Source organism: Vibrio sp. S9_S30 (genome assembly GCF_014694455.1).
Classification (GTDB): domain Bacteria; phylum Pseudomonadota; class Gammaproteobacteria; order Enterobacterales; family Vibrionaceae; genus Vibrio.
On record NZ_JAAUWT010000003.1, the window covers coordinates 192215 to 209115 of the forward strand.

Below are 16901 nucleotides of genomic sequence, written 5' to 3' on the forward strand. Positions count from 1 at the left end.
GACCTTACTCGCTCAAATGAGTGCCTCTGTTAATTTCAACATCAATACGATAAATCTTACCATTGTGAGCGAATTCTTCTCTCAAGGCATTACCTCCCTTAGAGATCCCGCCTCCCGTGAGCGAGTTTATTTTGCTACTCAATCTCACAACTGCCGCGTTGTAGTTAGCATTTGACGCAAGAGAACTGTCTTCTGCAATCCCGCCAGCCCACACATATGCCAAGCCTCCTGTAGCCTGCAGTTTCGTAACTCCATTCCCGCCTCGTGAGACGAGCGAAATACTGGATATGTTGTTCCCTCCAGTTTGCAACTGAACCCTGACAGAGCCTGGTTGCCCTTCCTCAGATTTGGAGGCCTTTGCTATATCAATTAGATTCTGAATTCCATCGCTAATCTGATTATTGGCAACCGCCATAGCGGATGTATCATTTACAAACTCTCCAAAGTCTGAAGATTCCGGAGATGTCGCATCCATAATCCCTAACGTAACCAAAGCTGCAACGGCGGCGGACCCAACGAATGCGGCTGCTTTTGTTGCCGCTGCTGCACAAGCCTGCATCGGACCTGCAGGGATGAGGCATATTTGGGCTGCATTGCCATCTGGATCAACAAACTTCAGAGGATTATGCAACGTATAACTGTAAAAATTTAAATTACCGGGATTAAATGCTCCATCATTAGTAAGTTCATTAGGGTCAGCCCCCAAATACTCCCCAAGTATCGGATCAGGGCTCTGCCACACACTCGTCCGCGGGTCATAGTAACGCGCACCGAAGTAGTATAGCCCTGTTGCTTCATCCAGCTCTTTACCTGTGAAGTAGTAAGGCGTTAGCTGAGTGTTGCTCTTCTCGTGAACCCAAGTTTCACCGAATGGGAAATATTCAAGGTGCTCATGCACTTCACCATCGATATCGGTAATGTAGCTGGAGCTGCCCAAATGATCGCCGTGGTAGTAGTACTGTTTGGCTTCAAAGTTGATGGAACCATTACCACCACCGCCGGAGCCACCACCTGAACCACCACCATTACCGTTACCACCCGGATCAAGACCCGCATCGACCATGGCTTGATAAAGCGCAGCTTCCGCTGCTTCGAGGTTACTCTGCGCCACTTTCAGCGCGTTATGGGCGGCTTTTTTGTCCTTCCCTTTCGCGGCTTTGAATGCTTCTAATGATTGGTCGTAAGCCGTTTGTGCGGCTTCGACTGCGGCTTGTGCATCCAGTACTTCCTGTGGCAGTGCTTCCGATGTGGTGTCGGTTGTGGTGCCATCGGATGTTGTTTCTGTAGCGGCCTCCGTCGTGCTGGTCGCCGTACTGTCTGTGCCAGTGATCAGTGTCGAGCTTTCGTTTTCCATCACACGGGTATGGATGCGCTGACTGCCCGCATAGTAGTGCTTAGTCGCCACTTTGCCCGCTCGGACGACGAGATACGCATTGATATAACGGGTTTCGCCTTGACTGGTCGATTTGATAACCCGCTCGCCACCCGCATCATAGATGTAGGTGCTGGTGTGGCCGTTGTCGGTTACCGTGCGAATGCGGTTTTCTTCATCCCAAGCGATGTCGCGACGTGTGCCGTTGTCATCATTCGTCCAGCCCGTTTGGTTACCGTTCGCATCATAGCTGAAGGTACGGTTGCCAATGTTGCTGGCGGCGTGCGGCTGGGTAGAACCAGAGTAATCGTACTGCCAGTTGTAGCTGGTGCCTTGTTGGTCATTCCAACCTGAGCCATCCAGCGGCAAGCGTTCATGCAGCTGATTCTTGGCTGTGATGTTGTGGATGCTGTCGTAGCTCATCGAGAGGCTGTAGCGTTCCTGATGCCCCTGACGAGACGTCCAGTCGCCACTGGCGCTGATCATCTGGTGAAGGTTGTCGTAAGCGAAGCTCTGACTGGTTTCCCCACCAAACAAGTTGCTGTCCAGCGGCACACTCGCTGCATTGCTGACGCCCAAAATGTTGCTCATGGCGTCATACTGGTAACTGTTGTCTTGGAAGGTTCGGTTGCTGTTGGTCGCGGTCAGCGCGTCCAGCCTACGACGTTCCGCTTCATAGCTGTACGTCATGACGGTGTCATTGCCGAACTGCATGTAAACACGTTGACCAAACTTGTCGTACGTTAGGGCTTTGAGCGGCGTATAGGTGTATTCACCTTTGGTGCTGCTCATCGCTTTTAGGCTGCCGCCACTGTCGTAATCGTGAATCAGCAATTCACCATCAGGATAGGTCAGCTCGCGCAGACGGTTCCAGCTGTCATAACGGTAGCGGGTTTGGTACGTCTTCGGCGCGCTGCCCGTCAGCGTGGTGACGGTACGCTTGGTGTGGATAATTTCACCCAATGCGCCGTACTTGTAGTACTCGGTGCCCGAGGCATCACTGACCCGTGATAGGCGGCCTGCCGTGTTATCCGCAGCCCCCGGTTCACCGTAGTAGTAGTTCACATTGTTTACGGCATGGATGGGGTAGGTAATGCCAGACAAACGCTCGTAGTCGTAATCGTAACTGATCGCCATCCCCTGCTCACGCAGATTGGCCGTGATCTTCTGCACCACATTACTGGCGTTGTCGTACACGCTTTCGGTCAAACCCATATCTGGGCTGTCGATGTGGGTGCGGCGACCTGCCAAGTCGTAGATCACGCTGGTGACGTTGTTCAAGTTGTCCGTCACATTCAACAACTCATTCACCGCACTGTATTGGTAGCTGGTGAGAATGTTGGCGTGATCGCCGATCGGGTTGTGCTGCGCTACAGTAGTGATGCGACCGCGAACGTCCTTGTAGGTTTCAGACTCGTTGCCGTTGGCGTCAACGCTTTGGTGCTCGAACTGCGTGGCGTCGTTGCGGTCACTGCCAAAGCCGTAGGTATTGGTCAGAGCATTGCCATCTGGCAGCGTGGTCACCAACACACGGTTCAACACGTCGTAAGACTTACGGGTTGGGTTAACCGTATCGTATTGGCTGTTGAAATTACCCAGTGTGCCAGTGGCTTCTTCAACCGGATACCACTGTGCAATATCGCGACCAAAGGCATCGAAATGCACACGACCCGACGCCACCATCATGGCTGTGCCTTGCCCGGTCTGACCGTTGTCGATCGCCATGTCTTTCTTGGTCTGGATCACGCGCATCAGACCGTCCACGAACGTCACCGTATCAATGGTGTCAGACTTGCCTTCATCGAAGTGTGCGGTGGTGGCATACGGCACTGCGGCATCTGGGAAGTAGGCAAAGTCGATGGTTGTCACACCGTTTTCAATCTCATACGGTGCAGCAACCGTTTCGATACGGCCTTTGGCATCAAGGGTAAAGTGGATTTGCTGCGTGTTCGTGTCGGTGTTGCTCAGCGTGGCACCAAAGCGATAGTCATAGGTACTGGATGAGGTATAACCGAAGCTGTCGGTCACACTTGCCACATAGGTTTGCACCGCATCGTCCATCACATACGTCAGGGCGTAGCGCTCACCTTTGTGGTTTTCAGGGCGCGTCACCGTGGCGAGGTTGCCATAGATGTCATAAGTGATATCGGTCGTCAGCGCGGTGGTCGCATCGGCGTAAACCCGCACCTGCTCCACACTGCCTTGCACATTGATATCCGCTTCACGTTGGCGAAGCACATTGCCTGCCGCATCGCGCAGCACTATGGATCTCGGTGCCGACACAATCCAGTCGCTCACTAACTCGTGGTACACCACGGTGGCTGTCCAGTCGTCAGACGTACCCACATCACCGTGATCGGTTTGCACCACCACATTACCGTAGCCATCGTATTGATAATCGATGCGGGTTTGCTTCTCGGCGTTCTCCGTCCCTTCATAGAAGAAGGTTTCGGTGGTCACCAGTTGCGGGAAGGCAGAGGTAAAGTCGTTCTCTTTACCCAGCGCATCCAGAATCGCACCAGTGAACACGTCTTTTGTCTGGTAGCGGTTTACGGTTTGGGTATAGGTGTTACCGTTGCCATCTTTCATCACGCTGTTGCGTGCTCGGCCTTTTTCGTAATAGTTGTCGTTGATGTAATCCGTCGATACAGAACGATAGACCACGTCACCGTTAACGGTATCCAGATCCTGCGTTGTCACACGAGCAAAGCCATAAAAATCGCGCTCACGGCGGTCGTGGTAACCATCCGAGTAAACAAAGCGCTGCTTCATGGTGTCGGCACCGTCGCCAGCGAAGCCGTCGTTAGTGACCACATTGCTCAGTACCCAACGGTTTTGCGGCATATCGAAGGTATTCCCTTCGCGGTGATAATCAACCGTAAAGCTCGCCCCCAATGGGCGCTGAACCGATTTCAGCAGGTTGGTGCGGCCAATGGTGCTCTTCTTCACGCGAAGATCGGTTTCTGCGTTGGATTGCAGCACGTCTGGGTAGCCGTCGCCGTTGACATCGCTGAGCGAGTAGTTTTCCTGTGATTCACTATCTGATGAATGCGCACCCGCATTTAGGCAGATCTTCATGACAAAGACGGGGGGAACCAAAGGAATACAAACCGTGAAGGAACCATTGATGGACGTCGATTCACTGGTGCTCACTTGGATTTCATTCGCCCCAGTCCAACTTGTCCAGCCAGCGAAACTGCCCCCTTTGTTGATGCGCACTTGGATGTCCGATCCTGTGAACTTCGCTTCGTCCAGTAAACCGTCGCCATTCACATCATACAGTGTGTGGAGTTGGTGGGTTTCATTGGCGTTCTTACTGATGCCTACCTTGATACTGGCGGCACCAATGTTAATACCCAAACCACCACCAGACGCTTCACTTTCGCCTTCTTTAACTTGTCCAAATCCCCAAGTTTCAGGCGCTGCGAATGAGTAACCAAGGTTGATCTGAGCCGTGCCGTTGTCATAAACACGATCCGGTAACCCATCGGCATTAATATCCCGCCAGCTCACATTGGCGTGATCTTTCGACCGACCACTGGTGCCAGAAATGCCGGCTCCTGGCATGGACGTATTCGCTTCGACAAACGCTTCTTTGAAGGTTTTGGTGGTCTGATTGTTGGCGGCACCACTGCTACCGAAACTGAAGTTCCCCCCAAGGGTGACACCTTGGTTTTCAGATTCGGATGTGCTTGGGTGCCCAAGATCATTGTTTTTCGCACCAGACTCCAACGCGCCCAGCATATCGGTGTACTGCACCTGTGACTGGCCAATGATGTCTGGGTAGCGGTCGCCGTTCATGTCACTGAAGTCCGTCAGAATACGAATATCCTGATCCGTTTCGCTGTAGCTGCCGCTGGCACCAAAACCGCCAATCGGGATGCCCCCGCCAATGGAGTAACCGCTGTAGGAAGTTTCGGTCAGCTTGTTAATGGCACGAATTGCTTGGCTACCACTCGTGCCTGTTGGAATCGCACTTGAAGGGGCGTATTCGTCCTCTCCGAAACGAGAGCTCGACATATTAGAGGCATTCAGCAATGAATGTTCATCATAACCACGCCATGCATCGATCTGTGCGATGGGCAGCATCATGACAAAAATACTGTTGGTCGGATCGTACGCGTTATCGGCTAGATTAGCCTGGTCAATATTGGTGAGGTCTGGCGGCGAATTGAGCGCATCGGTCAGCGCGTCATCCAGTTTCAATTCAGACTCTATAATGGGTTGTTCCGCTCTTGCACCATTACCGTTATAAACAAACTGCCCCCAGCCACGGTATTCCGGACCAAAGATGAAGGTGTAAGAGTAGGTATAAACCCCTGAATCCCATGTAGAAACAACCCCTTGGTTGTCCATTTCCACACCCGATTCCAGCACCAGCATATCGGCTATCGCTGGCGTATCCGTGTGGTACTCAATAAACAGGACATCCCCCACCAGTACATCAAGTGAGATATCGGTCGGCGTCGTATTCAAATTGCCGTTCGTTACCTCAAACGTCTGTTTCGCCAACAGTTCGTTCTCTTTTTTCACGGTAAAGGTGACCATGCCCGATTCTGTTCCCAGAGGGGTGGTCATCACAGGCGTAATGATGACGGTGCCATCGGTGTTCGCGATCCAGCGCTCGGTGTTACGGCTGACCTCATTGTGGATATTGAGCGACGCCACGGTTTTGAATGCGAGAACGGCTGATCCATTCTGGATTTGGTCATGGGTTGTTGGATCGTCGGCGGCGATATAGGTCACCACAGGCTCCCAATCAAACCCTGCCCAATCCACGTTGGTATCTGCATCAATCTCAAAGCGGTAGGTGTCCCCAGTACTGACATCCAACGTCAATTCAACATTTTGCTGCGCCGCAGGCAGTCCATATTGGGTTTCCCATACCGTCGTTGTGTTGGTATTGGTGCCATCAAACGTGATTTTCACTACTCTTGCCGTCACGTTGTCGCTGGTAACGGGTTTCGTCAGCGTGCCACTGATTTGCACCGTGCCATCAATCGGCATGCCCAGATCGCCACCGGAGAGCACGTAGTCACCTGATGCTGAGGCGCTGTAAACAGGCAGCCCATTGGCGTCGGTTTCAGCGGCTTTGTCGGTGTAGGTAATAACCGGTGCCCATGCAACCTCATCGTAGTTCCCATCGAAGATCGACTGAACTCGGAAGTAGAGGCGATCCCCCTTACTCACATTCACGGCGTTCACGCCTATTGGGGTTTTTACACCATAGTCATTGGCATCGATGGTGGTCGCCCATAACTCAGAGGCGGCATGCTGAATCGCCACACGCACGCCGTCTGCTTGAGTATAAGCCTGACGGTCTGCACTGGTGTCTTCCACCAAATTAACGGGAGCATGGATGCTGATAACGCCATCATAAGGTGCTTTCCAAGTTCGCACCGTATCGTGCAGTGGATTCTCTGCTATGAAGTTGGCGAGCTCGTTCGGGTCGGTTTCAAACCAACCATCCGTTACCAGCGAGCCCGATTCATTGACAGGGTTTGGCGTGTTCGCACTCGACAAGACAAAGTGCGGTGCAGTGGCATTGGTGCGCTGGTTATAGAGAACACGACCATTCGCTACGATATCGGTTAAGCCATCACCATTCACATCACTGAAGTAGATATCGTTAACCGTGGTGCCTCCACCACTCGTAATACCCAAATCACCGCTAAAACTGCATGCGCCAATGACCGCTTGGAACCCAGAGTTTTTATTCTTTCCTTTGTCATGGTAGAAGGCATCGGCTGAACCTGTAAATGCTTGGAAAGCGGCAAAACTTTCCCCTTCATCCGGACCAGATAGGTTTTTCTGATAGCCAATCACCCCACCGCTGATAAGTACTTTATCGGCAAGACCGTCCCCATCAATGTCTGACATCGCCAGAATGCCGTCACTTTCTGACCGACTGAAGCCGCGTTGGAAGCCAATCGTCATCGACTTACACGCCATATTGCCATCGAAAATACCGAAGCTAATGCCAAAGTGAGCACCGCTCCCGTCAGACACGGTACCGCTGAGCGAACTGGCGCCATTTCCGGCAAACGAATCCGCCGCCGCCGTGGCGGCCAAACGTTCAACCGTCGCTTGCGGCGACAGATCCTGACTGACAATGTCAGTATCACTGTTTGGTGCCGACATCGAAGCGTTGGCCAGCTGAGTATTCAGAGCTTCCAAATCCCCTATCGAGGTTTGAGTTGACCCATTGGCAGACACCATCGGCAAGAAAGAATCAATATTTGCCACTGGCGTAAATCCAGCGTTGACAAGAGCCGAACGATTCAGAGGTTTCAGTGCCGCGAGCTCCACCGGATCACCGAGTTGGGACTGTGAGCTGTCGTAAACAAACGTTCCCCACTGACGGTAAAGCTGATTGTTGTCATCGTCGCTACGAACATGCAGCCCAGCTTCAAGATCAACCCCTTGCTCTAATAGGGTGACACTGGGTGTCCAAGCACTCAATACCGTTTCATCGACATCCTGTGGTAGATGGAATTCGAAATAGGTTGGCTCACCATCCATAACATCCAGAGCAACCGTGTTAAAGGTGTGGCTCAAAGCAAGATCCAGCGTTTCTTTTGCTAATGTTTGGTTGATGCCTTTCACGGTGAACGTTGCCGTTCCGGACGTGGGTAAGCTAGCCGGTAAATTGGGTTGAAGGGTGATAGCACCGCTTTCGCTTATGGCTCTCGTGTTCTCTACGGCGTACCCATAAAGCGCCATTTTGGGATTTAGGGTGTAATGGAAACGTGGTGTGCCATCACTGAGGTAGAGCAAATCCGCGGTAATATCGCTGTCATTCGCCGAAAGGTAATGAACGTTCAATTCACCAGACAGATCCACCCAATCCACATTGGTGTCACTGCTGATCACCATGCGCAGCTTTTCGTTCGCGGTAACATCCAGACTCCCAACGGCAATGGCGCTTGCAGTGAGGTGTTCACCTGCGGCATAACTTTGCTGCCAAACCACGGATTCGTCGCCATTGATCGCTGTTTTTACCACGCTCACGGTCAGGTCATCTGACGTACTTGGTTTGGTCAGTGCGCCGCTCACTAAAACGGTGCCACTAAACGGTGCAAGCCACTGGGTACGACTTGTAGACACAAAATCGGAAGAAGATTGGTAAACGTACAGCGGTAATGCATTGGCATCGGCTTCATCCAATGCTTGACCAACATAAGTGATGTTGGGATCCCACGAAACGTGATCGTTACCGCCATCCTGCAACGAGTTCACACGAAACAACAGGAGATCACCCTGATTGACCTGAATTGAATCGAGTGCGGAGGTCAGCTTAGGCGAAGTGTCATTGGCGGCAATCTGTGTCGCCCAAAGCTCGGTGTTTTGATGTTGAATCGAGACATACACACCATCGTTGTCTGGCGAGTGAGATCCAGCAACCAATGAAACAGGCGCATCAACACTGACGGTGCCGGTATAGGGGGCTTTCCAAACACGCACACTATCGAGGTTTGCAAACGCGTTGGTAGTGACTTGGCTGTCGGCAAAGGTAAGGCCATTTTGCGCATCACCAGAACCAACATAAATCTTATCGAGATACACCAGATCGGCAAGCCCGTCGCCGTTGACATCCGTGACAGAAAGGCGCGCATGTTGACCTGCGATCATGTCTGGCGACGCTTTACACTGACCACTTTCGGTATAAAAAGCGTCCTGTTCCGACACCATTAATTGAGGCGTACCGTAGCTCACTGTGCCATCCGAAGAGACGGTGGCAGGGCGATAACTGATGCCAGCAGAGCTCACGAACAGTTTATCCGCCAGCCCATCACCATTGATGTCAGCGAGCGCTAACAGCGTTGGGTCCGTAGATGGGTAACACGATTGGGTTTCTTCTTGATTGAGATCGGTGGGTAACGACGTCACCGCCGCCAATTCGGTATTGCCTTCCTGTTCTGGCACAGCTGGTTCGGAAACAGAGCGAGAGCTATCCGCCATGCTGTAGGCATCGCCCATACTCCATGCCTGAGCCGCGGCAAATGGCTGATAATCACCATTGGCATTGCGCACATCGTCGTAGTAACTCAGAGCGTGCGTATTAAAGAGTTGCCCATCGGCATCAAATTGCTGAATGGACGCCAAAAGGGTTTTGTGGAAGGCTCCTTCCGTGTAGTTAAACGCGTAAGAACGAACCGATTGCCCTTGGAAGCGAACGTCCACTTTGCGCAGCAGATCGGCCGTGACACGCTTGAAACCGGTGCGGGCGTCGATCATCACGTCCTGACGGCGGGGTTCTGCCAAATCGCGGTCGCGAGTAAACTCGACGGAGTACGCGCCTTGCGTGCCATTAAAACCAGTGTAGTGAATCGACTTAACGTAAAGCTGCTGACCCTGAACACCGCCCGTGCCGTTGCCGAGACCCGCATCGAACACTTTTTCGTAATTGTAGGTGACCGTGTTGCCATAGGTATCCACCGTTTTGACTAACGCCCAATCTGAGATATTCCCTTCGGCAGTAGCCAAGGTTGCGGCAGGCAACATGTTGGTTCCATCCCCTCCAAAGAAGTGCTGGGTACCGTTTTTGTTGGTGATTTCCCACCAGTAATTGGTGGGGTTAGAACCATGGCGAATGATGCGGTTAAAACTGCCTTCTACACGTGGATAGAAACGCTTTTCGCTGGTACGGGAAACCGGCGTGGCTCGGTGTGCCACAGGGGCCAGTTGCTCACCCGCAAACAGATAAGTTTCCGTTTCCGTCGCGCCGTCGTAACGAGGCACGCCCCAACGAGTATCGAGAGAAACGGTTGGCACGCTAAGGTTCCACCCCATGCCCATCCAGCCATTGCCTGCGGCAGAGCTGTAACTCACTTGCAGTTGCGGTGCCATGCCCTGACGACCACCTGGCAGTTCAATGGGGTAGCTGGTACGTGCGTCCCCCATGGCATTCGCTTTGGGCGCTTGAATAAGGTTGATCGACGCCCCAGGATTCGCCGCTTTCATGTCTTTCAGCTGAGTGGTGCCAAACGCTTGGGTTTCGGGTGAATCGGGTGTTTGGATCACCGCGTTGATCATGTCGGTGAAGTGATCGGTTTTCGATACGATAACGCCGTCTTTCGTTGCGACTTCATTTCGGGCCAATTGAACCCAACGATTGGTTTCGTCATCATAGAAATAGGTGTATACGTCTTTCTCAGAATACCCTTCTGGGATCTTACTCCGGTCATAACCGAGCGACAGTTCGTTTTCCTGATTGAACTTAATGCCATGAGGTAAGAAACGATACGCCGATGCGTCGCCACTGGTGACATTCACCATGCCTTGATCAAGCTCAGGAACATCCCGCTCGTTCATGGTAAATATTTCAATATCCCGCGGCATTGAAAGCGAGGTTTTCTGAACGTTTAACGTCGCCTCTTTTAGCGTAATGTCGGTGTCGCTCAGTAAGGTTGCCACCTCTCTTGAGACTTGACGTTCAGAAAGGGTATCGCTTGCTTTCAATGCTTGAACACCGGCAGCGGTGATAAGAACCCCTTCATCGCTCACACTGGCTGAAGGCGCGAAGGTCAAGGTTTCATTTAGCCTTTCTCCGCCAGATAATTCAGCCTTAACTTCAACCGCAGCAGAGTCGGCAGGAACCAAAGTTTCAAAGCTGCCATCCACGGCGGTGATCACTTTATTGCCAATAGTGAACGTAACGGATTCGCTCCCCTCTCCTTGGACAAACCCCCTAACGTAAGCGTGCCCCTGATATCGAATGTCTGGCTGAGGCTCAAAGACCACCAATGTGGGTCGAACCGTCTGATTTTCCAGCAGTTCATACGACAGCTGAAGGTTTTCAACTTGATACTTTAGGTGAGAATCGGAGCTCGCAAAGGGAGAAAAACGAATCAGGTTTTTCCCTGCTTTTAGCCAATCGACATCCACGGCTTCGCTCACCGACACCGAGCCCGATGGCTTAGCTTGTAAGATCAAGCCACCTTGTGAAAAACCATCGTTCACCATTCTGATTGTGCTGGCGTTCCCCGATAGCCCTTTGACATCGTAACTGAGCGTTGCTGATTTGATTTGTTCAGGATGGTAGGGAAGATAAACGGCAAATTGATTGTCGCTTTTAACATCACGATATTTACCGGGGGCGGCGCCAAGCCGTGCTTGTTGACTTGAAATAACGCTATTTTGTGTCAATGCCACTTCCACTGGAGGCGTCAGCAAATGGGATTTAAGCGGAGAGGCTTGATCAGATAAAAAACGAAGCTCATTGAGTGGCTTGGGTTGAGAATTTTGGGAAATGAATTGAATTCTGACTGCCGATGTTTGGACTTCCATATTGACGGGTAATGTATTCCATTGCCCTTCAGGGAGGTGTTGCAAACTTATTCCCGTCAAAATAGGAATGGCTGTCCAGAGATTATTCACTTTTCTCTCTATGCTAAGTGTATAATCTGCATTTCCATATATCTGCACAGCATGTAGAGGCGATTCCTCTTCAAAAACTCGCTCAACAAGCAACGCTGATGGGCTGTTAAACCCTGTGTCTAGTGCGCCATCAAATAACCGTTCCTGCTTAAGATAAGAATGATTTTTAATTTCACCTTCTTTTTTATATTTTAGAAAAGAAGATGAGGTTTGATTATCATAAATACGACTTTCGTTACCAGATAAGGACAGAAACGCAATATTTTGTATTGCCATTGCGCTATTCGAGAACACCATAGACGCGATAACAAAATAGCTAACCACTGACGAAAAACGAGGGAAAAAACCATTCATAATAAGCTCTTCTATTTGTTTTTTAACGATTTTTAACTTATTGAATATATACTCACTCTTACCTTGCACTAAAACAGCCTAATTATTAGAGCTAAAGTTACCACGTAATGAATATAACCTTAGAGGTCATTACCCACTGCATAATAAAATGACCAGTAAAAACTCTATTATTAAATAGACACATTAATAAAGTGATTTAAAAAATATTCCACTTTTTTCTTATTAATTAGAATGTATATGAATCAGATTTGAAACAGCTCTCATATATCGTATTAAAATCTTAAATATGAGAAATACCCCATGATAAAAAATTAATAGCAAACCGCTCTATATTGTTTGAAAATACAATTTTGACCTAATTAAGCAATAATAAAACCCAGCTATTTCATAAGAAATAAAACGTAGTGATAATTATTAACAAAGAGAGGCGGGATTAAATAAAATATATTTAATCGTATGCAAGAAGTGAGAAAGAAGAGAATCAGTAATTCACTGCGACAATATGTTCATGCCCAACATCCCTGTATTTAAGTGTTTCATCTATAACAGACACACTTCGTATTGGATCGGGCATTTCGTGCTCCGATAAGACCATGGAGAGATCGCGCTTCACATCCACGTCCGCAATCGGCACGGCTTGCATTAAGCGCTGCGTGTAACTGTGACGAGGTGAACTGAGCACTTCATCCCTTGGCCCCATTTCAACAATCCGCCCGCCATGCATCACCGCGACTCGGTGCGATACCTGCTCCACGACGGCCATGTCGTGTGAAATGAACAAATAGCTGACGCCGAGCTTTTTCTGTAAACGTTCCAACAGTTCCAGAACCTGAGCTTGAACAGACACATCCAGTGCAGACACGGATTCATCGGCAATCACCAGTTTAGGCTGAGACGCGATCGCCCGCGCTATGCTGATACGCTGACGCTGCCCACCCGAAAACTGATGAGGATACCGATCCATGTGACTCGGCAACATGTCGACCTGCTCAAGCAAAACTTCGACATGATCACGAACGTCCGCAGGCGGGCAAATTCCGTGAATCAAAAGCGGCTCTTTGAGTAATTGAAATATGGTTTTCCGTGGGTTTAACGAACTGTAGGGATCTTGAAACACCATTTGAATGTCTTTGCGAATGGCACGTAACCCCTGACCACGAAGCCCATTGAGCTCAACACCGTTAAGATTGGCGCTGCCAAAGAATGGCAACATGTTCATCAGTGCTTTGCCAATGGTGGATTTCCCACAGCCACTTTCCCCTACTAGCCCTAAGGTTTCGCCCGATTTTATGGCGAAGGAGACATTTTCCACGGCTCGGACTTCCAATTTGTCCTTTTTCCACCACGCTTGTTGAACGGGAAATCGAACACAAAGGTTACCGACCGTAAGTAATGGCTGCCCTTGAGCGACTTCTTCTACTGCCTTGGCATGCCCCAACTTCGGTACGGCAGCCAACAAATTTTGGGTGTACGCCGCCGTCGGGGACAAAAACAAACTGCGCACATCGGACTGCTCTTCCACCACCCCTTGGTTCATCACAACCACTTTGTCCGCCATTTCCGCCACCACGCCCATATCGTGCGTGATCATCAATACGCCAGTATCAAAGTCGCTTTTGAGTTCATTCAGCAAGGACAAGATCTGTGCTTGAATCGTCACATCCAAAGCGGTGGTCGGCTCATCCGCAATTAAGATTTTAGGGCGACACACCAAAGACATGGCAATCATGATGCGCTGCAACATACCACCAGACATTTCATGAGGGTATTGATTATAACGCTTCTGAGCCTGAGGGACTTTTACGGCATCCAGCATGCCGATCGCCATCAGTTTAGCACTGGCATCGTCAACATTTCGGTGCGCTTGAATGGCTTCACACAGTTGCTGCCCTGCCGTCATTAGAGGATTAAGCGATGTCATCGGCTCCTGAAAAATCATGGCGATGTCATCCCCACGCATCGCACGCATGCTTTTTTCAGGTGTCGTCAATAGGTCTTTCCCCCCAAACCAAATATGACCACTTGCCACTTTCGCAACGGGCGGCAGTAACCCCATAATTGCGGTGCTGGAGAGCGACTTTCCGCTCCCAGATTCGCCAGCAATACAAACGGTCTCACCCGAATTCAGGGTAAACGACAAATCGTTAACGACCCTGTGGTATTGCTTCCCTGCCGCTATGTCAATGGAAAGGTGCTCCACCGACAACATCGCCTTCTCCATTCGGTGACTCCTACTCGAATACTACGTTAGGCATATAGAACGTGACGAGCCAGTTTGGCGCATCCACTATTTCACTGATCCTTAAATCGCCACACACAGAGCACAACATGTAGGCTTGCTCTGGGGGCATATGATGCTGAGCACAAAGCAAGTCCACCATTTGGCTTACCGCGCTCCGAGCGCCTGCCATCAAGTCTGGCTCAACCCCTGTCGTAACTTGATACCCTTTGCTGTCTAGGTGGTTGGTGACTGGACCGGTTGTGGTGAAATAAGGCGTATCGATTTTGAGGTTCTCCACCACATCCAGCTCAACCACAATATTCATGGGGCTTTCTATCGCGGTTCCACACACCTCCCCATCGCCTTGAGCCGCATGCGTATCACCAATAGACAACAAGGCCCCTTCCACTTCCACGGGCAAATAGAGGGTGGTGCCTGCCGACAAATCACGAATGTCCATATTGCCCCCCACTCGCCTCGGTGGCACAACGGAGTGATTCCCATTTTGTGCCAGTGCGACGCCAATGGTTCCAGCAAAAGGCTTGAGCGGCACGTTTGCACATTGCCCGAAAGCGGAAGGAGCCAGAGTCTGAGCGTTATAAGACCAAAGATTCAATGCCGGATCTTGAAACTGATCAGCCAGTAACCCAAACCCCGGAATATTGGCCGTCCAACCAAACCCGCTGGGTTTGAATTCGAGAATGCTCACTTTCAACACATTCCCCGGTTTCGCTCCTTCTACAAATATGGGCCCTGTTACTGGGTTTATTTTGCCAAAATCCAGCCCTGCGATATCTTCAACCTTAGACGCCGCGGTGAGTTGTCCACCCGAACTGTCTAAGCATTCAAATTCCAACGTGGTGCCCCGCGCCACATGGTACGCGGGGAGAATAGCCTTATTCCAACCATAGTGATGGTGGATGCTATGGATGGTTTTCACCAATGCGTTATTGCACATCATTCACCCACACATTTTCATAGTTAACAGGAATATGTACCGGATCGACAAAAATGCTGTTATCTCCGCCTAAACGTTCAGAACGAATCGTAAAACGGCGTTCGTTCAATACCGGCACCCAAGGGGCATCCGCCATCAGATCGACGTAAATGCTTTCCCACTCTTTCATGCGCTGCGCTTGCTGCGACTCCGCCACCAAGGCATCGGCTTTTGCCGCACGCTCATCTAAGGCTTCGTTGCAATACCATGCCCAGTTCCAGCCACCGTCCACCGCACCGCCACACCCAAGTATTGGCCCATAGAAGTTAGATGGATCTGGGAAATCCGCAATCCAAGCCATGCCGCCAGACCAAATCATGGGGGCTTGGTTGACATCGCCTCCCGCCGCGATCACGTTGGCTTGCGCGAGGGCTTTGATTTCGGCTTTCACACCGATTTTCGCTAAATCTTGTTGAATGGCTTGTGCAATGCGGGGTTGTGGGTCGGTATTTGCCACATAAAGCTCGGTGCTGAACCCGTCTTTAAAGCCCGCCTCGACCAACATGTTCTTCGCCATTTCGGGATCGTACACGTAGCCTTTGTATGACTTGGAATACCCAGGCATAGCAGGGGGTAAAGGTTGATTCGCGGGTACGCCTCGTCCATTAATGATCTGTACGATTCGACCTTTATTGATGGCCATATTCACCGCTTGGCGAACCTTCACGTTGTTGAATGGCTTCATCTTCACATTCAGGGTGATGTACCCAGTGTGCAATTGTTCGCCTGCAACGATCAGTGGCTGATATTGCGGGCTGTTTTTCATTTGAAGGAATTTCGCTGGCGGAATGCCATCACCCGCAATATCCACTTCTCCTTTTTCTAGACGAAGCAGCGCGACCACGGGCTCTTGCCCAACTTCAAAACGGATCTCATCCAAATACGGCAACCCCGGTTTGTTGTAAGCGTCATTGCGAACGAAGGTCAGGTATTGGCCCAATTTCCATTCACCCAATTTAAATGCACCTGTTCCAACGGGGTGCTTACCAAAATCGGCGCCCCATTTTTCTACCGACTCTTGTGGTACAACAAAGGCAAAGTTAATCGCCAATACGTGGAGGAAAGTGGCATCTGGGCGGGACAGTTGGAAACTGACCGTGTAATCGTCGACAACTTTAACGCTGTCTAGCCCTTTAGACTGACCACTATTAAACGCTTCAAACCCTTCTAACGATCCGAAAAATCCAGCACCAGGGCTTTGAGTTGTCGGGTTTATCGTGCGCTCAATGGAGTACTTCACATCTCGGGCGTTGACTTCTCGACCATTGTGGAAGCGAATGCCTTGCTTGAGCTTGAAGGTGTAAGTTTTGCCGTCGTCTGAGATGGTGTAACGTTCGGCAAGATCCGGTTCCAGCTCGGTAGTGCCCGGTTTGTAATCCATTAACCCATTAAATAGACTTTTGATCATCGACCAGTTTTGCCAGTCGTATCCTATGGCAGGGTCTAGCGTTGACACATCATCCTTGTAAGTCACAATGATAGAGCCGCCTTGCTTGATTTCTGCCGATGCCAAAAAAGACACCGCCATCAACGATAAAGCCACGGTAATAGCTAACTTTTTCATCACACTTTTCCTT

Annotated in this window: 4 protein-coding genes; all 4 read right to left on the minus strand. The window is 50.5% G+C overall.

Going from position 1 to position 16901, the window contains the following annotated elements; genetic code table 11:
• Positions 1-4: 4 nt before the first annotated feature.
• Positions 5-12106, minus strand: coding sequence for a SpvB/TcaC N-terminal domain-containing protein (locus tag HC752_RS04935; protein ID WP_190334010.1), 12102 nt, complete (start codon positions 12104-12106; stop codon positions 5-7).
• Positions 12107-12587: 481 nt separating this feature from the next.
• Positions 12588-14327: an ABC transporter ATP-binding protein gene (locus HC752_RS04940; RefSeq protein ID WP_190334011.1), complete on the minus strand. Its 1740-nt coding sequence runs from the start codon at positions 14325-14327 to the stop codon at positions 12588-12590.
• 10 nt (positions 14328-14337) lie between these two features.
• Complete coding sequence (locus tag HC752_RS04945; RefSeq protein ID WP_238930413.1) at positions 14338-15288, minus strand: acetamidase/formamidase family protein; 951 nt, start codon at positions 15286-15288, stop codon at positions 14338-14340.
• Positions 15275-16888, minus strand: a complete 1614-nt coding sequence (locus tag HC752_RS04950) for an ABC transporter substrate-binding protein (protein ID WP_190334012.1) — start codon at positions 16886-16888, stop codon at positions 15275-15277. Before HC752_RS04950 ends, HC752_RS04945 begins: the two co-directional genes overlap by 14 nt.
• Between the last annotated feature and the right edge of the window lie 13 nt (positions 16889-16901).

Bases quoted from the DNA above. Each gene is read 5' to 3' on its own strand.
- HC752_RS04935 (WP_190334010.1), bottom strand. From the start codon at position 12,106: ATGAATGGTTTTTTCCCTCGTTTTTCGTCAGTGGTTAGCTATTTTGTT.
- HC752_RS04940 (WP_190334011.1), bottom strand. From the start codon at position 14,327: ATGGAGAAGGCGATGTTGTCGGTGGAGCACCTTTCCATTGACATAGCG.
- HC752_RS04945 (WP_238930413.1), bottom strand. From the start codon at position 15,288: ATGATGTGCAATAACGCATTGGTGAAAACCATCCATAGCATCCACCAT.
- HC752_RS04950 (WP_190334012.1), bottom strand. From the start codon at position 16,888: ATGAAAAAGTTAGCTATTACCGTGGCTTTATCGTTGATGGCGGTGTCT.